This window comes from Paenibacillus lactis, assembly GCF_017873605.1.
GTDB classification, from domain to species: domain Bacteria; phylum Bacillota; class Bacilli; order Paenibacillales; family Paenibacillaceae; genus Paenibacillus_AQ; species Paenibacillus_AQ lactis.
The window spans coordinates 696,617-718,568 of record NZ_JAGGKI010000001.1; the positions used below are offsets into that span (position 1 = coordinate 696,617).

Here is a 21,952-nt window from a genome sequence, read left to right on the forward strand (position 1 = left end):
ACCTCTTTCTATTTAGAACGGGTGCAGATTCATACCCTATGCATTCTGCAACTCGCTGTATCTCCTCTTCGATAACGCCCTCCTCGGGCGTATAACGGCTGCACCAAGCTGTAGCTCGAACAATCGCCCGACTGATGCGCCCCAAAACTGTATCTTGGTAAAAAACAATGACTCCCTTTAACAAGCTTAAGGAGTCATTGATCAACATATACTCTTCTGATTAAGGCTTACGACGATTTCGGAGTGATGACCACTCTGCGATTCGGCTCTTCGCCTTTGCTGTACGTCTTCACGCCGCCGTGGGATTGCAGTCTGGCATGGATGACCTTCCGCTCTGCGGCCGGCATCGGCTCCAACACAATCTCCTTGCGGCTCTTCAGGACCCGTCCGGCAAGCCGGTCGGCCAGATCCTCCAGCGTCTTCTTGCGGCGTTCCCTGAAGTTCTCCGCATCCAGAACGATGCGAAGGTAACTGTCCGAATAACGATTCGCCACGATGTTCGCCAGATACTGAAGGGCGTCCAGCGTCTGGCCTCTGCGGCCGATCATCAGCCCGAGACCCGCGCCGGAAATATGAAGCGTCGTGAAATCTTTCCCCTTTTCCTGCTCGACCGAGATATCCAGCCCCATGGCCTGTCCCGTCTCGCGAAGGAAGCTGATGGCTTCCTCATAAGGGTCCTTCTTCGCCTCAGCGGCTTCCGTGCGGCTCTCTTCCATCGTTGCCACGGCGGATGGTGCCGGCGCGCTCGAGGCATGTGATACCTTCACCTCTGCGGCAGGTGCCGACTGATGGGACGAAGGAGTCATCGGATGGTGTGATTCGCCGCCGGCGCGTTCAGGCAGGAGCGTTAGTTCAACTTTCGCTTCCTTGACCCCGAACAGGCCCAGGAATCCTCTTGATGGCTGACTCAATATTTGAACCGATACACGATCCTGACTTACACCCAAGCGGGCCAGCCCTTGTGCGACAGCTTCTTCAATGGTTTTTCCTGTTGCGACGATTTTACTCATCTCGACTTTTTGGCTCCTTTCGAACCCTTTTTCCCGCCTTTATGACCGCTCTTGTTCCCGGATTTATTGCTCTTTTGACCTTGGGTCGCGCTGGCAACGCTTGCCGTTACAGCTGCCTTGTCATTGTTGCGGTACAAGAAGTAGTTCTGCACGATCGTGTACAGGTTACTGTAGAACCAGTACAGCGGAAGCGCAGCAGGAAACTGAAAGGACATGACAAAGATCAAAATCGGATACACGAACAGCATAAACTGCATCATCCCCATCTGTGGAGACGGGTTCATCTTCATCATCATCTTCGTTTGCAAATACGTCGTGGCTGCTGCCAATACCGGCAGGATGAACAGCTTGTCCGGCTCACCGAGCTGCATCCACAAGAACTCGTGCTCACGAAGAAGTCCATTATAGTAGATCGAATGATAGAGTGCGATAAAAATCGGCATTTGAACGAGCAGCGGCAAGCAGCCCGCCATCGGATTGACCTTGTTCTCCTGGAAAAGCTTCATCGTTTCCATCTGCATTTTCTCAGGATTGTCTTTATATTTCTCACGGATCTTCTGAACCTCAGGCTGGATCGCCTGCATGGCCTTAGAGCTTCTGACCTGCTTCAAGGTCAGCGGCAGGATCAATGTACGGACGATAAGCACCATTACAAGGACAGATAATCCGTATTCACCGTTAAACCATGTAGCAAACGTATCAAGTGCCAAGGTAAAGTAGTAAACAACGTTGCTCTGCCAAAAGCCGCCATTTTTCAAGTCTTCGATGGAACGCGTTTGGTCAGCTCCAGGCGCACAACCTGATATAACCGCCACTGCGAGTATTACAGCGGCGAGGAGGAACCATTTTCCTCGTCTTGTCTTCATGAACGACACTTCAAAACCCCTCTCTTCGCCATTGCCATTCCACGGTAAATCATAACATATTTATATGGACAAATAAACACAAGCGTTCAGCCCTTTTTCGGTTTCAAAAGCGAGGATTTCCGCAGAACATGCAGCACGCTTTTTTCAAGCTCCTGATACGACTTGCCCAGCGCTCCCTTTCGGACAATGAAGATCAAGTCGATATGCTCCACGATCTCATGCTGATGGTGCCGGACAATCTCCTTCACCACACGTCTCATCCGGTTGCGTACGACGGCATTTCCGATCTTCTTGCTGCACGATACGCCGACGCGAAACTGCTCTACCTCTTTTTTACGCGACCAATACAAGACAAACTGATGATTGGCAAAGGACTTTCCGTGCCGATATACCCGGCTGAAGTCCGCGCGGTTCCGTAAACGAAGTTTTCTATGCACAAGTCTCTCCCTGCCTGACCGATAATCAAATTCATTAAACGACATTCTCCGCCTCCGGGCATCGCTTCCTATATATAGTATAGTCATGCCGGTACGACGGTAAACGCAAACAACATCACATACACGAAGGGCCTCCTAAGTGATCTAATACAGGTCGGCATTTACCCCACCCTTCATCAAACAGGAGATATTACGAAAAAAAGACCACCTCGGTGGTCTTCGGCACAGTATTAAGCGCTAAGTACTTTTCTTCCTTTTTGACGGCGGCTAGCCAATACTTTGCGTCCGTTCTTCGTGCTCATTCTTTTGCGGAAGCCGTGCACCTTCTTGCGCTTGCTCACATTCGGTTTGAATGTTGGTCTCATGATCTAATGCACCCCCTTACAGGAATCTCTCATACGTATTTTAAGATTAAACGTCTACCGACGCACTTTCACGGAAGACAGACCGCCAAGTCGTCGTCCATCGACGCATCTCTTGATAACAGACCGCAGTGATTGCGGATGATGTCCTTTATCTTCACAGAAAATGCCTTTTTACATTTAATCACGATCAGGCCTAAAAGTCAAATCAAACTTTGCCTTTTTAGGAAGCTTAAGTTTTCCACATGTAGCGTTTATTGCTAGTTTTGATTTATCCACATGGGGATAACCTATTGAAACCGTCTGTGAATAGAACTATTGGCGTTTTTCGGACCTTGATCGGGCGACGCCTCGCCGGTTTACACCGGCGCCATAAAGGAGTAGTATAAATAATTGAATTTAAGTTGTATACAAGTATACATCTAAGAAGGAGCTGCATCATATTATGAAAATAGGCATGATCGGCCTTGGGAAAATGGGTCTCAATCTGGTCCAGAACCTGATTCATCATCAGCATGAGGTTGTCGCGTACGATTTGAATGCCGATCTGGTGAGCAAGGCTGCCGGTTATGGGGCCGAAGGCACCGCTTCGACTGAAGAACTGGTGGCGAAGCTGGATTCGCCCCGTATCATATGGATGATGGTTCCTGCCGGTAAGATTGTGGATTCGGTCATTGATTCGCTATCCCCTCTTCTTGCCCAGGGCGATATTCTGATTGACGGCGGCAACTCTCATTATAAGGATTCCATTGCCCGGGCAACCCGTTTGTCGGAGCAAGGAATTTATTATTTCGATGCCGGCACGTCCGGCGGCATGGAAGGTGCCCATAACGGAGGCTGCTTTATGATCGGCGGCAACCGCGAGGTATTCAGCCGCATCGAACCCCTGTTCAAGGACATGGCTGTCGAGAACGGCTATCTTTACGCCGGCGAAAGCGGCAGCGGACATTTCCTCAAAATGGTCCATAACGGGATCGAATACGGGATGATGCAGTCCATTGCCGAAGGATTTGAAGTGTTGGAAAAGAGCGCCTTTGACTACAATTACGAGGATGTTGCCCGGGTATGGTCGAACGGTTCCGTCATCCGCAGCTGGCTCATGGAGCTCACGCAGAACGCTTTCTCCAAAGATCCGAAGCTGGAAGGCATCAAAGGTGTCATGCATTCCTCCGGCGAAGGCAAATGGACCGTCGAAACGGCGCTCGAGGTTCAGGCAAGTGCACCGGTTATCGCTCTCTCCCTGTTTATGCGTTATCGCTCGCTGGATCAAGATACGTTTCATGGAAAAGTCGTGGCAGCGCTTCGCAATGAATTCGGCGGCCATGCGGTCGAGAAGTCGGAATAATCCGCTTCTCCATCCGCGTTTTAGCAAGCGTCTTCATAGCCTGGATAACATCCGGGGAAAAACGGCATCATGAATGGAATCCGGAACTTTTCCTGTGGTATGATTACCACGAAAGAGGATGATTACTAGTTAACCGGATTGGAGAATCAGTCTATGAAATACCCATCGGCCTGGCTGCAGGGAGCTTCGCTTGGCGAGGCCATTGCGAGCGAGTTAAGGCTGCAGATCATTAGCGGCACGATCAAGCGCGGGGAAGTCATTTCGGAGAACCGGATCGCAGGCGAGTTCGGCACCAGCCGATCCCCTGTTCGCGAAGCGATGAAAACGCTGTCCAGCGAGGGCTTGATTCAGTTGGAGCGCATGGGCGCTGTTGTCATGGGCCTTTCCCTTAAAGACGTCGAAGAGCTGTACGATGTGCGGTATCTTATTGAAAGCTTCGTGCAAGGAGAGGTTTTTGCGCGGCAGCAGCCGGAATTGATCCGCCAGCTTCGGCAAATTGTCGACCGGATGGAGCTTGCCGCCAAGCATGTGGATCCGATCGAGTATTCCTATCAGGATCTGAGCTTCCACGAGCGCATCATAACCGAGGCGAATCATAAGCGGATCCTTCATTTATGGAAGAGCATCCGCCCGATTGTGATGACGGTCATGCTGATCACAACCCGGCAGGTGTTCAGCGGAGGTGCCTCCAAGCTCCGATATGTAACGGACAAGCATATCCGGCTTATTCAAGAGATGGAATCCTTGGATCAGGACCGGATTCAAACGGCGGTTCAGCAATATTTCGATGATTCCCGCCGGACGCTGCATCTGAGTTTCCCGGAGGATTAACTTATCGTAGTCCTCCCTTCCTCCGTTTCTTATTGCACGCTCTAAGTTGTCGACAAGTATACAATAGAAATTCATTCTGTTTTGGGCATACTACCGCAGAAAACCGCTCAGTTTACCAATAACCACCCGGACATAATGGGTAATCTATAGGAGGAAGACAGCTATGAACACACTTTTTGGTCTCAGCCATAACGCTACTTTAATGTTCTGGACCTTGCTGACGATCGTTTTTCTGATCGTGCTGATATCCAAATATAAGTGGAATCCCTTCGTTACACTACTGATCGCTGCGCTGCTGCTGGGGCTGTTGACCGGCATGCAGCCGATGGACGTGATCACATCCATAACCGGCGGTCTCGGCGGAACGCTCGGAACGATAGCCATCGTTATCGCGCTCGGCACCATGCTGGGCAAAATGATGGCCGAGTCCGGAGGCGCCGAGCAAATCGCAACGACGCTGGTCAATCGCTTCGGGGAGAAGCGGGTACACTGGGCCATGATGATTGTCGGCTTTATTGTCGGTATTCCCGTGTTTTTTGAGGTCGGCGTTATTTTGCTGATTCCGATCGTCTTTACCGTAGCCCGTAAAACGAAAATGTCGCTGCTGCAGATCGGCATTCCGATTCTGGCCGGCTTATCCACGGTTCACGGTCTGGTTCCGCCCCATCCCGCTCCGATGATCGCGATTGATGCGTACGGCGCGGACCTGGGCATTACCATTCTGTACTCGTTTGTCATCGGGATTCCTGCCGCCATTCTTGCAGGTCCGGTATTCGGCAAATATATCGGCAAGCGGATCACAACTGAGCCGCCTGAAGAGCTGGCCGAGCAGTTCTCCAGCAAAGCGGATCGCGGACTGCCCGGCTTCGGCATCACGATCTTCACCATCTTGCTTCCCGTCATTCTGATGCTGATCGGCTCGGCAGCTGAGATCATCGATCCTAACAACACGAGCGCCATATCGGTCATCTGCAAATTCGTGGGACACGAAGTCATCGCCCTTCTGATTGCGGCGGTGTTCTCGTTCTTCTCGCTCGGCTTTGCGCGCGGCTTCAACAAGCATGAGCTGTCGAAGTTCACCAGCGAGTGTCTAGCGCCGATCGCCTCCATCATTCTGATTATCGGTGCAGGCGGCGCCTTCAAGCAGGTGCTGATTAACAGCGGTGTCGGCAATGCGATTGCCGAGATTGCCACAGGCGCCAACATCAATATCATCCTGTTCGCATGGCTGGTCGCAGCCCTGATCCGGGTTGCAACCGGCTCGGCCACCGTAGCCATGACGACGGCTGCCGGCATTGTTGCACCTGTGCTCGCCATGACGCCGGACGCCAATGTCGCGCTTGTCGTCCTTGCTACCGGCGCCGGATCCATCGTCTTGTCCCACGTCAATGACGCTGGATTTTGGATGGTTAAGGAATTCTTCAATATGACCGTAGCCCAGACGCTGAAGACCTGGACCGTGCTGGAGACCATTCTCTCTGTAACCGGTCTTGTATTGGCCCTTGTCCTAAATCTAATTGTATAATTGAACATAAGCTCATGAGGTCCCCGGTGAAGATACGCGCATCAACGCAAGACTTCGCTTGGGGACCTCAAATAGAAAGAAGGTATGTCTCTTGAGTACACAGAACTACATGATCGGTGTCGATATCGGAACGACAAGCACCAAAGCGGTGCTGTTTAAGGAGAATGGAGAGGTCGTCGCCAAGGCCGGCGGTGAATACCCCCTTCACACCCCTACGCCTTCGACGGCCGAGCAGGATCCGGAACAGATTTTTCAAACGGTGCTCTCCTCGGTCCAAGGTGTGATGGCCGATACCGGAATTTCTCCGAAGCAGGTATTGTTCGTGTCCTTCAGTGCCGCAATGCACAGCGTCATTGCCGTGGATAAGGACGGAGTCCCGTTAACCCGCTGCATTACGTGGGCGGATAACCGGAGTGCCGCCTGGTCCGCGAAACTCAAGAAGGAGCTTGGCGGCATGGAGCTGTATTTGAGAACCGGCACGCCGATTCACCCGATGTCGCCGGTGACAAAGCTGATGTGGCTCCGTCATGATCAGCCGTCCGTGTTCAAGCAAACCGCCAAATTCATTTCGATTAAGGAATATGTATACTATAAGCTGTTCGGCAAGTATGTGGTGGACCATTCCATCGCCTCCAGCACCGGCATGATGAATCTGGAAGCCCTCGCTTGGGATCAGGAAGCGCTGAAGCTGGCCGGGATTACCGAGGATCAATTGTCCACACTCGTGCCAACCACACATATCATGACAGGCCTGAAGGAAGAATACGCTGCTCGTATGGGTCTCCTTCCTTCCACTCCGTTCGTGCTTGGGGCTGCGGACGGCGTTCTGTCCAACCTTGGCGTCAACGCGATTCAGCCGGGCGTCGTTGCGGCGACCATCGGTACGAGCGGCGCCATCCGAACGGTCGTAGACCGGCCGATGACCGATCCGAAAGGACGGATCTTCTGCTATGCCCTGACCGAGAAGCACTGGGTCATCGGCGGTGCCGTCAATAACGGCGGCATGATTTTCCGCTGGGTACGGGACGAATTCGCGGCATCGGAGATTGAAACGGCCAAGCGGCTCGGGATCAATCCGTACGATGTGCTGACCAAAATTGCAGACCGCATTCCTCCGGGCTCGAACGGCCTTTTGTTCCATCCGTATTTAACGGGAGAACGTGCCCCGCTGTGGGATCCGAATGCGCGCGGCTCGTTCTTTGGCCTTACGCTGAACCATCAGAAGGAGCATATGATCCGTTCCGTATTGGAAGGTGTCATTTTCAATATGTATACCGTTCTGCTCGCCATGGAGGAGCAGATGGGCCATCCGGCGAAGATTCACGCCACCGGCGGGTTTGCCCGCTCACCGATCTGGCGGCAGATGATGGCCGATATCTTCGACCAGCAGGTGATCGTGCCGGAGAGCTATGAGAGCTCCTGTCTCGGCGCCGTCGTCCTGGGCTTATATGCTACGGGAAGAGTGGATTCGCTAGATATCGTCTCAACGATGGTCGGCGGCACGCATGAGCACCAGCCGGTGAAGGAGAACGCCGATGTGTATAAAGCGCTCCTTCCGATCTATATCCGGATCTCGCGCAAGCTGGAGGAAGACTATGAAGCCATATCGGAGTTCCAGCGCAGATTTGAGCAGAAATAACATGAGTGACCTAGTAAAATAAAGACAGCCTGTCTTTGGCGGAGGAATATCCCTCGCAAAGACAGGCTTTTTTTATGATGCAGGATGTATGCTCCCCGGCGCACCAGCAATCTCGGTGATCATGCAATCACCGAGGGCGGATTAAGAGCCTGGGGCGAATCGCCAACAGTCTCGAATAAAATGGTCCTAATGCCTTTTTTACAAAGCAGACAGCGTAAGCCTCCCTCCTACTGTCCTAATCACAGCGCGTGAGCAAAAAATATCCACAACGAGAATCCCATCCCAAAAATACCGCCGACCTTGCACATGAAGAAATAAAAATCGCTCGGCTCCGGGTCACTCACCATCAGATTGGAAGGAGATATATGAAACATAAAGCGCTGAAAGGCTTCATAACGAAAACTGCACCAGTTGAAAATAAACAATGCGACCGCCAAAAGGAAGAACCCTACGCTGCCGTTAGGCTGATGGAACGCTTCGTCCGACGCAGCGGCAAGATCCGCTGGAAAATAACGAGGGCTATCCGGATCCCTTATTTTGTTTCCCAACCCAACTTGTATGACTGCCGGGGGAAGCACCCACTCTCCAGCCTGATCAAACACCTGGAATCCGTCTTGGCCAAACGGCTCCACCCGGAATTCGGTACCATCCGGATAAACGACAGCATACGGCTCCCATTCCCCGCTCATCCCTTCTTTTCCGTGAATCTGGTACCTTTCTCCCTCGGCTTCAATCACCCGATCTGACTCATACTTGTGAACATACACCGGACTTCCCCGGCCGAATAAAGCGCGATATTCGACCGTACCGCTGCCCGAATCCTCATACTTGAAGTATTTGACGTCGTCCAGATAAAAAAATGTCTTCGAATAATAGCTTTGCGCCCAGCCTGCGACCGCAGCAACGATCAAGACCAGCACGAGCAACCCTAGCCATCTCCTCCACTGAGCCCTAGGCTGCGTTTCTCCCATCCCGTTTCCTCCGTTCGAAGTTTCCTTATAGTACGGCGATGAATGACCACAGGTTGCACTGCTCTCAACCCTCCTGAGCAGACAAAAATCCCCCATTCGACATGCCATGCACGCCCTAGTGAGGGATATCCACAACCGTTTTTACCTTTGGTTGATTATAAAGGCCGCTAGAACATTCAACCAGAAGTTATGAACAGATGGAGATGGAAGCAAAAATTGTTTGCGATTTGGACAACCTGTGCATAATTTTTTTCGCATGAAGGCTAATGATGTCGAAAGCTGAACAATTTATAAACAATATCTAGTGGTGTGAATAAGATTTATGCACAACGTATTGAATTTGTGGATAAATTAGCGACATACATTGAAAATAAGGCCTTCTTTTGCTATGATGATATTACTTTTGGATGTGAATATGTGAATGAACACATGATATTATCAACAGGCTGTGGATAAAGTTGTGAACAATTTCAATTTATCCATATTTTTTTGTTTCCACAGGGGGTTAGCTTTGGGGATAATTTGACATCGTTCATTTTGGTTCGACATTTCCACTCATGGCTCTAGCCACATTTGGAAGATTTAAAGGAGTGACAGTTTTGGAAAGCCATACTTCCGAATTATGGCAGGAAATATTATCGATAATACAGACCAAGCTCAGCAAACCGAGCTTTGACACTTGGTTTAAAGCGACCAAGGCATTGACCATTAACGATCACTCCGTCGTCATTTCCGCGCCGACAACGTTTGCCGTGGAATGGCTGGAGAGCCGATATACGAAGCTGGTAAGCTCAACGGTCTATGAGGTGATCGGCAAGCAGGTCGATGTGAGGTTTGTGATTGAAGAGGCAAAGTCGCAGGAGCCGGCTCCTCAGCAGCCGTCCCCCCCGTTAGAAGTTAGCGGAGACGAAATTCAATCCCATATGCTGAACCCGAAGTACACCTTTGACACGTTCGTCATCGGCTCGGGCAACCGGTTTGCGCATGCCGCCTCGCTCGCCGTCGCCGAAGCGCCGGCCAAAGCGTACAACCCATTGTTCCTCTACGGAGGGGTAGGACTTGGCAAGACACACTTGATGCACGCCATCGGCCATTATATTTTGGAGCATAATCCGAGCAGCAAGGTCGTGTACATTTCCTCAGAGAAGTTCACCAACGAGTTTATCAACTCCATCCGTGACAACCGCGCCGAAAGCTTCCGCAACAAGTACCGCAACGTCGATATTCTGCTGATTGACGATATTCAGTTTTTGGCCGGGAAGGAATCGACGCAGGAGGAATTTTTCCATACGTTTAACGCGCTGCATGAGGAACGGAAGCAAATCATCATTTCAAGTGACCGACCGCCCAAGGAAATTCCGACGCTGGAGGAAAGACTCCGTTCACGGTTCGAATGGGGACTGATCACCGATATTCAGCCGCCGGACCTGGAAACCCGGATCGCGATCTTGCGCAAGAAGGCGAAGGCTGAGAATTTGGACATTCCGAACGAAGCAATGATGTATATAGCCAACCAGATTGATACCAACATCCGGGAGCTTGAAGGCGCCCTTATCCGTGTTGTTGCTTATTCCTCTCTGACGAACCAGGATGTGACCACGCATCTTGCAGCGGAAGCGCTGAAGGATATCATCCCGTCCAGCCGGCCGAGAATGATTACGATCCAGGATATTCAGCAGAAGGTGGGCGAGTATTATAATCTGCGGCTGGAGGACTTTAAAGCCCGCAAACGGACCAAAGCCGTCGCCTTTCCGCGGCAGATCGCCATGTACTTGTCCCGTGAATTGACCGATTATTCGCTTCCGAAGATCGGAGAAGCTTTCGGAGGACGGGATCATACCACCGTTATTCATGCGCATGAGAAGATCACCCAATCGCTGAAGACCGACCAAGAGCTATTCAAAGTGGTCAACAATATTACGGAGAAAATCAAAAATCCAACCTGAACAAGTTCAAAGCCTATGCACAATCTATACACATGTGGATAGGCTTAATTTTATGCCTTTTCACGGGCTTATCCACATATTCAGTGCGCCTACTACTTGTACTATAAATAATTAATAAAATAATTATCCATAAAGAGGGGAATCATCGGCCTTCCGCCGAATGAAACAATACCCCTCTCATTTTTCCGCAAGGAGTGAAATTGATGAAAATCAGCATATTGAAAAATGTATTGAACGAATCCATCCAACACGTGTCCAAAGCGATTTCCAGCCGGACCACCATTCCGATCTTGAGCGGCATTAAACTCGATGTCACTTATTCCGGCGTGACGCTGACAGCCAGCGATACGGATATTTCCATCCAATCGTTTATTCCTTCGGAAGATGAAAAGCACACGATTGTTCAGGTTGAAAGACCGGGTAGTGTCGTCCTTCCGGCTAAATTTTTCGTTGAAATCATCAAGAAGCTGCCTTCCCAGGAAATCCATATGGAGGTTAAAGATCAATTCCAGACCTTTATTTCCGCAGGCGCAACCGAAATTCAAATGGTCGGCCTTGATCCGGATGAATTCCCGGTATTGCCGAACATCGAAGGCAGTCAGACGATCTCGCTTCCGGGAGATCTGCTGAAAAACATGATCAAGCAGACGGTATTCTCCATCTCGACGCACGAGACGACGCCGATTCTGACAGGGGTTCTGTGGAGCCTGAACAACAATGAGCTGAAATTTACCGCAACCGACCGTCATCGTCTGGCGACTCGGTCCGCGAATATTGAAGGTGTGGATGATATTTCGTTCAACAACGTAGTCATTGCCGGCAAAACCTTGAACGAGCTGAGCAAGATCATTCCGGATCAAAATACGCTGGTCGATATCGTTGTGGCCGATAATCAGGTATTATTTAAAATTGACCGTGTGCTGTTCTATTCGCGTATATTAGACGGCATTTATCCCGATACTTCTAGAATTATTCCGACGACGCATAAAACAGAACTCGTTTTGGATACAAAAAAATTAAGCGAGTCGATCGACCGTGCGTACCTGCTGTCGAGAGAGGAAAAAACGAATATCGTGCTGCTGCAAACGATGGAGAACGGGGGCATTGAAATCTCCTCGAGTTCCTCCGAGCTCGGTAAAGTGCGTGAAGAATTGGATCTGATTGAATTCAAGGGGGATCCGCTGCGCATTTCCTTCAACTCGAAATATATGCTGGACGTGCTGAAGGTCGTCGAGAGCGAGCAGCTGATGATTGCCTTCATGGGAGTCATGAGCCCGATCATTCTGAAGCCGCTCGATGACAGCAAGAGTCAGTATATTATTCTGCCGTACCGTACGGCGAACTAAAGAGGATGTTCAAAAAGTCGTCTTTTGGTCACGAATCCGACTTATTTGAACCCGCTATAAAAGTTATCCCCATGTTGATAAGGGGGAAAGGACAGGCAAATGAAGCAAATCTTTATCCACAGCGAGTATATTAAGCTGGACCAATTTCTGAAGCTGGCGGATTGCGTATCCACAGGCGGCATGGCGAAGGAGCTGCTGGCGGAGGGGGCCGTGCTGGTCAACGATGAGAAGGAAGAGCGGCGCGGACGCAAGCTGGTTCCCGGCGACATCGTCAAGGTGGAGGACTGCGGAACCTTTCAGGTGGCGGCGCAATAGACAGCCTCCCGTTAGGCGCTAGGCGCGGATGACGAGGGAGAGGATCAACTTGTTTGTTAACAATATCAGTCTTCAGCATTACCGGAACTATGATCAGCTGCAGCTGAATGCGTTCGGTGATGTCAATCTGATTATCGGGCGCAACGCCCAGGGGAAGACCAACTTGATGGAGGCGCTCTTCGTGCTCGCTTTGACGAAGAGCCACCGCACCTCCAAGGATCGTGAGCTGATCGCCTTCGAGCAGCCGAGTGCGCATATTGCAGCTGAGGTTGAGAAGAAGTACGGGATGCTGAAGCTTGAGCTGAGCGTGTCCCAGCAGGGGAAGAAGGCGAAGGTCAACGGTTTGGAGCAGCGGAAGCTGAGTGATTTTATCGGCTCCCTGAACGTGGTTATGTTCGCACCCGAGGATTTGGAAATCGTCAAAGGCACGCCGGGGGTTCGCCGCCGGTTTCTTGACATGGAAATCGGGCAGGTCGCGCCGAGCTATCTCTACCATCTGCAGCAGTACCAGAAGGTGCTCGTTCAGCGGAACAATCTGCTCAAGCAGCTGTGGGGGAAGGAAGCGTCCCAGCAGGCGATGCTGGACATTTGGAACAGCCAGTTGGCAGAACATGGTGTTAAAATCGTCAAGAAGAGGAAACAATTTATAAAAAAGCTTCAAAAGTGGGCTGAGGGCATTCATCAGGGCATCACAAACGGCCTGGAAGAGCTGTCCCTGCACTATGTTCCGTCCTTTGCTGACGCGGAGGAAGAAGATGAAGCTGTCTTATTTGAGCGTTTTATGATAAAATTATCACAAATGAAAGAGCAAGAAATAAGGCGTGGTATGACATTGGCAGGTCCTCATCGAGATGATCTGGCTTTTTATATTAACGGTAAGGAAGTCCAAACGTACGGATCTCAAGGTCAGCAGCGAACGACGGCGCTCTCTTTGAAGCTGGCCGAAATCGAGCTGATTCAGGAAGAAATCGGTGAATATCCGGTATTGCTTCTGGATGATGTGCTTTCCGAACTGGATCCATACCGGCAGACGCAACTGATAGAGACATTCCAGAGCAAAGTGCAGACATTCATCACGGCGACGGGCATCGAGACATTGAATACCGACAAATTGAAGGGTGCCAGCATTTTTCATGTCCATGACGGACAGGTGGGCTCTTAAGGAGTGATTCCATTGTATATTCATTTAGGCGGAGAAAAGATTATCCGTTCGTCCGAGCTGGTTGGCATCTTCGATATCTCGATCGAGAAATCGTCAAAGATCTCCAAGCAGTTCGTCACGCATGCCCAGCAGCATAAGGTCGTGGAATTAATCGGTGAAGAGGATCCGAAATCCATCGTGGTGACGAAGTCCATCGTCTACTATTCCCCGATTTCCTCCGCAACGCTGAAGAAGCGGGCAAATCATTTTGTAGCTCAGGCATAACAGAATCTGTAGAAGTAGGTGAAGGCATGTCTATGAATCAACCGACATATGATGAGAATCAGATTCAGGTACTGGAAGGGCTCGAGGCTGTCCGCAAACGTCCAGGGATGTACATCGGCTCGACCAGCGTCAAGGGTCTGCATCATTTGGTATGGGAGGTAGTGGACAACAGTATTGACGAAGCGATGGCGGGAATATGCGACCATATCGAGATTATTGTCCATGAGGATAACAGCGTTACGGTTATCGATAACGGACGCGGAATTCCGGTCGGCGAGAACGCCAAGCTGAAGAAATCCACCCTCGAAGTCGTTATGACCGTCCTGCATGCCGGCGGTAAGTTCGGCGGCGGGGGATATAAGGTATCCGGCGGCCTGCACGGCGTGGGCGTATCGGTCGTTAACGCATTGTCCACCAAGGTTGTCGTCCAAGTGAAGCGGGATGGGCATATTTATCAGCAGGAATACCGGCGCGGCGTGCCTCAGTATGACATCAAAGTCATCGGGGATACCGAAGAGACCGGTACGACGGTTACCTTCCTGCCGGATCCGGAAATTTTCACGGAGACAACGGAGTTTGACTATAATACGCTCCTGACGCGGGTTCGCGAGCTGGCCTTCTTGAACAAAGGCATCGCGCTCACACTGACGGATGAGCGTACGGGAGCTTCCGATTATTTCAAATACGAAGGCGGTATTATCGAGTACGTTAAATTCTTGAATGAGAAGAAGGAGGCGCTCCACGAAGAACCGATCTACGTGGAAGGCTCCCGGGACAACATTCAAGTGGAGATCTCGCTCCAGTACAACGACAGCTACACCGAGAATATTTACTCGTTTGCGAACAATATCAATACGCATGAGGGCGGAACGCATGAATCCGGCTTTAAAAGCGCATTGACGCGCATCATTAACGATTATGCCCGTAAAACCGGCATGATTAAGGACAACAGCAATAACTTGTCCGGAGACGACGTGCGGGAAGGCTTGACGGCGATCATCTCGGTCAAAGTGCCGGAGCCGCAGTTTGAAGGGCAGACGAAGACGAAGCTCGGCAACAGTGAAGTCCGCGGCATCGTGGAGTCCCTGTTTGCGGAAAAGCTGCAGGAATTCCTGCAGGAGAATCCTTCGGTGTCCCGCCGCATCCTGGAGAAGGCGCTGCAGGCTTCCCGTGCACGTGAAGCAGCGCGTAAGGCTCGGGAAATGACCCGCCGGAAGAGCGCGCTTGAAGTAAGCGCCCTGCCGGGCAAGCTGGCCGACTGCTCCTCCAAGGATGCGTCGATCAGTGAGCTGTATATCGTCGAAGGCGACTCCGCCGGCGGATCGGCTAAGCAAGGTCGTGACCGGCACTTCCAGGCGATTCTGCCGCTGCGGGGGAAAATCCTTAACGTCGAGAAAGCGCGTCTGGACCGCATTCTCTCCAATGCGGAGATCCGTGCGATCATTACGGCACTCGGTACCGGGATTGCCGATGACTTCGATCTGTCGAAGGCCCGTTATCACAAAATCATCATCATGACCGATGCTGACGTCGACGGCGCGCATATCCGCACACTGCTGCTGACGTTCTTCTATCGCTATATGCGTAAGCTGGTAGAAGCGGGATATATTTATATCGCGCAGCCGCCGCTCTTTAAGATCGAGCGCAACAAGGTTGTCCGTTATGCGGGCAGCGAGAAAGAGCGCGACGAGATCATTAAGGAATTCGGCGAGAACGCCAAGTTTAACATCCAGCGGTATAAAGGTCTCGGCGAGATGAATGCAACCCAGCTGTGGGAGACGACGATGGATCCGGAGAGCCGCACGATGCTGCAGGTAACGATCGAGGATGCCATGCTGGCAGATACGCTGTTTGACACCCTCATGGGTGACAACGTTGAGCCGCGTCGTGATTTCATTCAAGAGCACGCGAAGAGCGTCCGCAATTTGGACATTTAGCATAGAGCACTAGCCAGGAGGGAGCATCCGGGCAGGTCAGGGACCTGCGGATGCTCCTTTTTGCTGTGAGCGGCTGGCTGATCACTTAGAAGGCTGCTATGCTCATACGCCCTACTATCTATTGTCTGCGATGATAGGAGCAAACAACCATCAAGGCAAGTCCGGAGCGCGTAACGAGCGCATAGAGTTACTGCGGGTTCAGTCTTAAAGCAGGGCTTAGCAATGCGACATGAATTTTACGCGCCAGTCATGTTGAAGTGACCCATCGAACCAAGGTAGGGTAAGATTCCGGACGTGCAGCGACATAGGTTAGGCTAGCGGACCTTCTTTGTACTGCTGGACAAATTCCGTCCGTAGGCGCTGGCGTACTTCTTGACCTTGTTATAGATGCTTGGATCCTTGAAGAACTTCTTAAACGGAAAGAGCGCAGGCTTTGTGTTGACCTCCAAAATCCAAATGTTCCATCGTCCATCAATTGCGATATCCAGCCCGATTTCCTTCAGATTCGGGTAGGACTTCTGCAGTTGGCCGGCGACATTCACACCGAGCTCATGCAGTTCCCGGCGGATGTTCTCCGCCTCTTCGGCCGTCATATGCTCAAGCATAAGCGGCTTGTAATGCTGGACGGTGCCGCCGCTATGATGATTTGTAATGATTTTGTTTTTGGCCGCTACCCGCCCGATAATGCCGGTGCTTACCCACTGTCCGGAAGGGCTTCTCTGTGTAAGAACACGCAGGTCAAAGGGACTGCCCTGGTACCGGAGCAGATGGATGCCCTGCTGAATCAAATATTCCTTGCCTTGGAGCAGTGAATTCAGCGTTTTATGAAGACTGTCCAGTGATTGGAACGTCTCGGTCTTTTGTTCATACCGGAGCTTGTAGGTCTTGGAGGCGGCCGATTCCTCCTCATTCTGCGATTCGATTTGCTCCACGGACATAACGCCGTTGCCGTACGTCCCCCGATCCGGCTTAATGTAAACCAGCGTGTGGGTATTCAGCAACTCTTCCAGCGCTTCGAACGAGTACTGGCGGGTTGCGGGAATGTAGGAGGCAAGACCTTTATTTTTCAACAAGATTTTTGTTTTCGCCCATTTGCTTGCAACGCGTTGTATAGCCAACCAACTTCATCCTTTCCGGCCGTTTTTTTGAGTGAAGAGCAGATGTACCTGTCACGGAAAAAAAAGAGCACGAGCGCAGGGATACGCCTATAGTTTGCCTTAGCCATAGCCCGTTAGGGGAAGGTCGAACGCTATTCATGATCGATCGAAGCACCGGGCGATACATCCGGCACATAAAGCTGCCAAACGGGAAAACATAGGACAAGTATGACAAACAGTGGTATAATATAAAGATGTGATCGATGCGAAATCTTTTTCAATGCATTGTATGTGAAAAGCGGCACGGAGGACAGGGCGTATGTCACGGTTTCCGGGCAAAAATCATACTTTCACGCTTTCTATCCCGTGTTTAATTGTGCATGGTTTGTGAAAGTAATATAATAAAGGTTGGTGCATTTATAGCTTCCTGATCATTATTCTGCTTTTTTCACATAGAGCAAGGCATGGTTGATAGAAAATGAAGGAGGTCCAGCATGGCGGAAGAAAATTTCTCCCAAATTAAAGATCGGGACATAGGTACCGAGATGCGCGAATCCTTTATGGATTACGCGATGAGCATCATTGTCAGCCGGGCCTTGCCAGATGTGCGGGACGGAATGAAGCCGGTTCACCGTCGCATACTATATGCGATGTCGGAGCTCGGCATGGCCCCGGACAAACCGTACAAAAAATCGGCAAGGATCGTTGGCGAGGTTATCGGTAAGTACCATCCGCATGGTGATTCCGCAGTGTATGAATCCATGGTCCGGATGGCGCAGGACTTCTCCATGCGATACATGCTCGTCGACGGGCATGGTAACTTCGGTTCCATTGACGGAGATATGGCAGCGGCAATGCGATATACGGAAGCCCGTTTATCCAAGATTGCCATGGAAATGCTGCGTGATATTAATAAAGAGACGATTGACTTTGCGCCCAACTACGATGGCGAGGAGCAGGAGCCGGTCGTTCTGCCGGCACGTTACCCGAACCTTCTCGTAAACGGGGTATCCGGGATTGCGGTCGGTATGGCGACGAATATACCGCCTCATAATCTTGGCGAAGTCATCGATGGCGTACAGGCGATGATTCGGAATCCCGACATCACTCCAATGGAGCTGATGGAGTATATACAGGGACCGGACTTCCCAACAGCGGGCTACATTTTGGGACGCGAAGGCATCCGCCAGGCATATCGTACGGGACGCGGCTCGGTAACGATGCGCGCGAAAGCGACGATTGAGGAAAACAATAATAAGGCGCGCATTGTCGTTCATGAGATTCCGTATCAAGTGAACAAAGCACGTCTCGTGGAGAAAATTGCCGAGCTCGTTCGCGATAAGCGAATTGACGGTATTACGGATCTCCGTGATGAGTCGGACCGTAACGGCATGCGGATCGTGATCGAGCTGCGCCGTGACGTCAACCCGAACGTCGTCTTGAATAACTTGTATAAGCATACGGCAATGCAGTCGAATTTCGGTATCAACATGCTGGCGATCGTCAACAATGAGCCGAAAATATTGAATCTGCGTGATGTGCTGCATTATTACCTGGAGCATCAGGTGACGGTGATTCGCCGTCGTACCGAATTCGAGCTGAAGAAGGCCGAGGCCCGGGCCCATATTCTGGAGGGCTTGCGGATTGCGCTGGATCATCTGGATGAGGTTATCGCGCTGATCCGCGCCTCGCAGACAACCGAGGCCGCGCGCGAAGGTCTGATGGAGCGCTTCGGGCTTAGCCAGGAGCAGGCTCAGGCGATCCTCGATATGCGTCTGCAGCGTCTGACCGGACTCGAACGCGAGAAGATCGAGAACGAGTACCAAGAACTGCTGGCCCGGATTGCCGAGCTGCGCGAGATTTTGGCGAACGAACATCTTGTGCTGCAAATCATCAATGATGAGCTTCAGGATATTAAGGAGCGCTTTGCAGATGAGCGCCGTACTGAAATTACAGTAGGTGAAGACAGCATCCTGGACGAGGATCTCATTCCGCGTGAGGAAGTGGTTATCACCATTACCCATACCGGTTACATCAAGCGTCTGCCTGCCAATACGTACCGCAGTCAGAAGCGGGGCGGACGCGGCGTCGTTGGGATGGAAACGAAGAGCGAGGACTTTGTCGAGCACCTCTTCGTAACGAATTCCCATCACTACCTGATGTTCTTTACGGACAAAGGGAAGGCTTACCGTCTCAAAGCTTATGAAATACCGGAGCTTAGCCGTACCGCCCGCGGAACGCCAATCATCAATCTGATTCAGATTGAGCAAGGCGAAACGGTCAATGCGGTTATTCCGGTCGAGAGCTTCGATACCGATAAGTTCCTGTTCTTTGCTACCCGTCATGGGGTTGTGAAGAAGACGCCGCTTGAGGACTATGTCAATATCCGCAAGGGCGGCCTGATCGCCGTTAACCTGCGCGAGGACGACTCCCTGATCGATGTGAAGCTGACAGACGGTCAGCAAGAGATCATTATGGGAACGGCACAGGGCATGTCCATCCGGTTCGAGGAGAGCGATGTGCGTTCAATGGGAAGAAGCGCAACCGGGGTTAAGGGCATAACGCTCGATGAGGGTGACGAAGTCATCGGCATGGACGTTGTGGATCCGGAGCTTGATATTTTGATCGTAACGACCCGCGGATACGGCAAACGGACACCGGCCGGCGATTACCGAGTTCAGACCCGTGGCGGTAAAGGGATCAAAACGATCAATATTACCGAGAAGAACGGACCGGTTGTTGCGCTGAAGGTCGTGAAGTCGGAAGAGGATCTGATGATCATTACGGCCAGCGGCACCTTGATCCGCACAAGCATGGAGGGCATCTCAACGATGGGCCGCTATGCGCAGGGCGTGAAGCTGATTAACATCCGCGAGGATGATTCTGTCGGTACGGTATGCCGTGCAGACAAGAGTGATGAACCAGAGAACGATGGTGAAGAGGGCGAGTTCGAAGAAGGCATGGACCCTTCTGAACCAACCGAGGAATAAAGCAATGGAGAGCATGGATGCACATGAAGCATCCATGCTCTTTTTTTTCAGTGATCCAGATTACAAAATAAGGAAGTCAGTATTGTACAGGCTGAGTAAGTCGAACTATAATAATGTATAATATAAAGGTGAAGTTTCGCTGCGATGAGCGCAGTGGAATAGATGGAGAGGTTGATCATGACGATCAAAGCCGTGAATGAAGTGGTGGCCGGTGTAAAGCTGGCTAAGGATGTGCATACACCTTTAGGGGGGCTTTTACTTCATAAGGGGAAGGTACTGCTGCCACGCGATCTGGAAGTGCTGAAAGCATTTATGGTCGAGCAGGTGGATATTGAGTCCGTCGATGGAGAGAGCACTCGAATTCCAACGGTGAAATCTGCAGGGCAGAAGCCCGCGTTGATTTTTGCGGAGAGTTCGCAAGGAAGCGGGGACGAGGAGGCACCGAGTCGCAAAGACCTTCCATTGCATGAAGAGTATGACAAGACTCTGACTCTGGTCAAAAGCTGTTATCAGTCGGCGATTACCGGCGAGCTCCGCATGTACGAGATCCGGAATCAGATGGAGAACCTGCTTAAGCATCATAAGGATTATCAGATTCTTAAGTTTATTCCACGCATGACGAATCGCCATGATTACCGGTATCACAGCTCGGTCTTGTGTGCTCTTTCTTCCTATAAGCTGGCGCAGTGGCTCGATCTTCCTCAGAAAGACTGGATGCAGGTGGCCTTTGCGGGGCTGCTCCATGACATTGGAAATGCCAAGATTGATCCAATACTATTAAATAAGCCGTCCAAATTAACCGATGAGGAGAACGAGGAAGTACGTCGTCATACCACTTACGGTTATCAAATCCTTAAAAATGTTGCCGCAGTTAACGAAGGGGTTCGCCTAGCGGCACTGCAGCATCATGAAAAAGTGGACGGGTCCGGCTACCCTCTGGGTCTGGAGGGCAGCAAAATCCATATTTACGCCAAGATTGTGGCTGTTACGGATATCTTCCATGCCATGACATTGGACAAGTTTTATCGGAATGCACAGTCTCCTTACTTAGTGCTGGAACAAATTCAATTAGAGGCGTTCGGCAAGCTGGATCCGAAAATCGTCCAGACTTTTATCCGTAAAGTAACGGCTCTCCATTCCGGAACGAAAGTCCGGTTAAGCAATGGAAGCACAGGGGAAATCGTGTTTACCGATAGTCAGCATCCGACCAGGCCAATGGTAGCCGTCCAAGGCAACATCATGAATTTAATGCAGCAGAGGCAGATCTACATTGAGGAAGTTATTTCCTAGGCAATAAAGGTTGACCTAATGATAAAAGCTGTGATATATTATTCCTTGCCGCTTTTGAAGCGGATGTATATCACGGCTTTTTCGATAAAAAAGTTTTTAAAAAAGCTTGCTAACTTCTCGAAAACATGATATATTATAAGAGTTGCTGATGCGAACGAGATTCGCTGGTAACGAAAAGGTTGATCTTTGAAAACTGAACAACGAGTGAGTAAAAACGAACCGCTTCGGCGGGGAGTTACAATAGAGAATTGAACAAATTCTCGTCAGTTTTTCTAATGAGCTTAATCGCTCTTTCAATCGATCGTCCTTCGGACGATCTTTATTGGAGAGTTTGATCCTGGCTCAGGACGAACGCTGGCGGCGTGCCTAATACATGCAAGTCGAGCGGAGTTGATGGGGTGCTTGCACTCCTGATGCTTAGCGGCGGACGGGTGAGTAACACGTAGGCAACCTGCCCTCAAGACTGGGATAACTACCGGAAACGGTAGCTAATACCGGATAATTAAATCTGCTGCATGGCAGAGTTATGAAAGGCGGAGCAATCTGTCACTTGAGGATGGGCCTGCGGCGCATTAGCTAGTTGGTGAGGTAACGGCTCACCAAGGCGACGATGCGTAGC

The 21,952-nt window shown here is 50.9% G+C and carries 18 protein-coding genes and 1 rRNA gene; 13 read left to right on the plus strand and 6 right to left on the minus strand.

From position 1 onward, the window contains the following. Positions 1–227: 227 nt before the first annotated feature. From jag to rpmH, 4 genes are all read right to left on the minus strand, one after another. Positions 228–1,010, minus strand: a complete 783-nt coding sequence (gene jag, locus J2Z18_RS02875; protein ID WP_007129228.1) for an RNA-binding cell elongation regulator Jag/EloR — start codon at positions 1,008–1,010, stop codon at positions 228–230. After that, on the minus strand, positions 1,007–1,885 hold the full coding sequence (locus J2Z18_RS02880; RefSeq protein ID WP_007129229.1) for a YidC/Oxa1 family membrane protein insertase: 879 nt from the start codon (positions 1,883–1,885) through the stop codon (positions 1,007–1,009). The genes jag and J2Z18_RS02880 overlap by 4 nt, the downstream gene beginning before the upstream one ends. Before the next feature lie 77 nt (positions 1,886–1,962). Beyond that, positions 1,963–2,313, minus strand: a complete 351-nt coding sequence (rnpA, locus tag J2Z18_RS02885; RefSeq protein WP_028406528.1) for a ribonuclease P protein component — start codon at positions 2,311–2,313, stop codon at positions 1,963–1,965. A 230-nt stretch (positions 2,314–2,543) separates the two neighbouring features. Beyond that, positions 2,544–2,678, minus strand: a complete 135-nt coding sequence (gene rpmH / locus J2Z18_RS02890) for a 50S ribosomal protein L34 (RefSeq protein WP_007129231.1) — start codon at positions 2,676–2,678, stop codon at positions 2,544–2,546. A gap of 442 nt (positions 2,679–3,120) precedes the next feature. Between rpmH and gnd the strand changes: the two genes are divergently transcribed. From gnd to gntK, 4 genes are all read left to right on the plus strand, one after another. Continuing rightward, entirely contained in the window at positions 3,121–4,020 is a 900-nt protein-coding gene (gene gnd / locus J2Z18_RS02895) for a phosphogluconate dehydrogenase (NAD(+)-dependent, decarboxylating) (protein ID WP_007129232.1), read from the plus strand. A 153-nt stretch (positions 4,021–4,173) separates the two neighbouring features. Beyond that, a complete protein-coding gene (locus J2Z18_RS02900; protein WP_007129233.1) occupies positions 4,174–4,851 on the plus strand; it encodes a GntR family transcriptional regulator in 678 nt (225 codons plus the stop codon). Positions 4,852–5,014: 163 nt separating this feature from the next. Continuing rightward, on the plus strand, positions 5,015–6,376 hold the full coding sequence (locus J2Z18_RS02905) for a GntP family permease (RefSeq protein ID WP_007129234.1): 1,362 nt from the start codon (positions 5,015–5,017) through the stop codon (positions 6,374–6,376). Positions 6,377–6,467: 91 nt separating this feature from the next. After that, positions 6,468–8,015: a gluconokinase gene (gene gntK / locus J2Z18_RS02910; protein WP_007129235.1), complete on the plus strand. Its 1,548-nt coding sequence runs from the start codon at positions 6,468–6,470 to the stop codon at positions 8,013–8,015. Positions 8,016–8,254: 239 nt separating this feature from the next. Here the strand turns inward: gntK and J2Z18_RS02915 are convergent, their stop codons facing one another. After that, positions 8,255–8,986 (minus strand): DUF6199 family natural product biosynthesis protein, encoded by a 732-nt coding sequence (locus tag J2Z18_RS02915; protein WP_007129236.1) that lies wholly within the window; start codon positions 8,984–8,986, stop codon positions 8,255–8,257. A 599-nt stretch (positions 8,987–9,585) separates the two neighbouring features. On the opposite strand from J2Z18_RS02915, the gene dnaA reads away from it, so the two are divergent. The 6 genes from dnaA (at position 9,586) to gyrB (ending at position 15,956) form a co-directional block, all read left to right on the plus strand. Beyond that, on the plus strand, positions 9,586–10,932 hold the full coding sequence (gene dnaA, locus J2Z18_RS02920) for a chromosomal replication initiator protein DnaA (protein WP_007129237.1): 1,347 nt from the start codon (positions 9,586–9,588) through the stop codon (positions 10,930–10,932). Positions 10,933–11,135: 203 nt separating this feature from the next. Continuing rightward, positions 11,136–12,278 carry a DNA polymerase III subunit beta gene (gene dnaN / locus J2Z18_RS02925; protein ID WP_007129238.1) on the plus strand — a complete coding sequence of 381 codons (1,143 nt, stop codon included), beginning with the start codon at positions 11,136–11,138 and terminating at the stop codon, positions 12,276–12,278. Positions 12,279–12,377: 99 nt separating this feature from the next. After that, the gene (gene yaaA, locus J2Z18_RS02930; RefSeq protein WP_007129239.1) at positions 12,378–12,593 is read left to right on the plus strand and encodes a S4 domain-containing protein YaaA; all 216 of its coding nucleotides are present in this window, start codon (positions 12,378–12,380) and stop codon (positions 12,591–12,593) included. A gap of 49 nt (positions 12,594–12,642) precedes the next feature. After that, positions 12,643–13,755: a DNA replication/repair protein RecF gene (recF, locus tag J2Z18_RS02935; RefSeq protein WP_040738348.1), complete on the plus strand. Its 1,113-nt coding sequence runs from the start codon at positions 12,643–12,645 to the stop codon at positions 13,753–13,755. A 12-nt stretch (positions 13,756–13,767) separates the two neighbouring features. Continuing rightward, positions 13,768–14,019 (plus strand): extracellular matrix regulator RemB, encoded by a 252-nt coding sequence (gene remB, locus J2Z18_RS02940; protein WP_007129241.1) that lies wholly within the window; start codon positions 13,768–13,770, stop codon positions 14,017–14,019. A 26-nt stretch (positions 14,020–14,045) separates the two neighbouring features. Then, the gene (gyrB, locus tag J2Z18_RS02945) at positions 14,046–15,956 is read left to right on the plus strand and encodes a DNA topoisomerase (ATP-hydrolyzing) subunit B (protein WP_007129242.1); all 1,911 of its coding nucleotides are present in this window, start codon (positions 14,046–14,048) and stop codon (positions 15,954–15,956) included. 314 nt (positions 15,957–16,270) lie between these two features. Here gyrB and J2Z18_RS02950 read toward each other — a convergent pair whose 3' ends face one another. Beyond that, on the minus strand, positions 16,271–17,074 hold the full coding sequence (locus J2Z18_RS02950; protein ID WP_007129243.1) for a YheC/YheD family protein: 804 nt from the start codon (positions 17,072–17,074) through the stop codon (positions 16,271–16,273). Positions 17,075–17,547: 473 nt separating this feature from the next. Between J2Z18_RS02950 and gyrA the strand changes: the two genes are divergently transcribed. From gyrA to J2Z18_RS02965, 3 genes are all read left to right on the plus strand, one after another. Beyond that, positions 17,548–20,043 carry a DNA gyrase subunit A gene (gyrA, locus tag J2Z18_RS02955; protein ID WP_007129244.1) on the plus strand — a complete coding sequence of 832 codons (2,496 nt, stop codon included), beginning with the start codon at positions 17,548–17,550 and terminating at the stop codon, positions 20,041–20,043. Between the two features lie 177 nt (positions 20,044–20,220). Continuing rightward, positions 20,221–21,333, plus strand: coding sequence for an HD-GYP domain-containing protein (locus J2Z18_RS02960; RefSeq protein WP_007129245.1), 1,113 nt, complete (start codon positions 20,221–20,223; stop codon positions 21,331–21,333). 319 nt (positions 21,334–21,652) lie between these two features. Further along, positions 21,653–21,952: ribosomal RNA gene (locus J2Z18_RS02965) — 16S ribosomal RNA — on the plus strand; the annotation flags it as partial.

Bases quoted from the DNA above. Each gene is read 5' to 3' on its own strand.
- jag (WP_007129228.1), bottom strand. From the start codon at position 1,010: ATGAGTAAAATCGTCGCAACAGGAAAAACCATTGAAGAAGCTGTCGCA.
- rpmH (WP_007129231.1), bottom strand. From the start codon at position 2,678: ATGAGACCAACATTCAAACCGAATGTGAGCAAGCGCAAGAAGGTGCAC.
- gnd (WP_007129232.1), top strand. From the start codon at position 3,121: ATGAAAATAGGCATGATCGGCCTTGGGAAAATGGGTCTCAATCTGGTC.
- J2Z18_RS02900 (WP_007129233.1), top strand. From the start codon at position 4,174: ATGAAATACCCATCGGCCTGGCTGCAGGGAGCTTCGCTTGGCGAGGCC.
- J2Z18_RS02905 (WP_007129234.1), top strand. From the start codon at position 5,015: ATGAACACACTTTTTGGTCTCAGCCATAACGCTACTTTAATGTTCTGG.
- J2Z18_RS02915 (WP_007129236.1), bottom strand. From the start codon at position 8,986: ATGGGAGAAACGCAGCCTAGGGCTCAGTGGAGGAGATGGCTAGGGTTG.
- dnaN (WP_007129238.1), top strand. From the start codon at position 11,136: ATGAAAATCAGCATATTGAAAAATGTATTGAACGAATCCATCCAACAC.
- yaaA (WP_007129239.1), top strand. From the start codon at position 12,378: ATGAAGCAAATCTTTATCCACAGCGAGTATATTAAGCTGGACCAATTT.
- gyrB (WP_007129242.1), top strand. From the start codon at position 14,046: ATGTCTATGAATCAACCGACATATGATGAGAATCAGATTCAGGTACTG.
- gyrA (WP_007129244.1), top strand. From the start codon at position 17,548: ATGGCGGAAGAAAATTTCTCCCAAATTAAAGATCGGGACATAGGTACC.
- J2Z18_RS02960 (WP_007129245.1), top strand. From the start codon at position 20,221: ATGACGATCAAAGCCGTGAATGAAGTGGTGGCCGGTGTAAAGCTGGCT.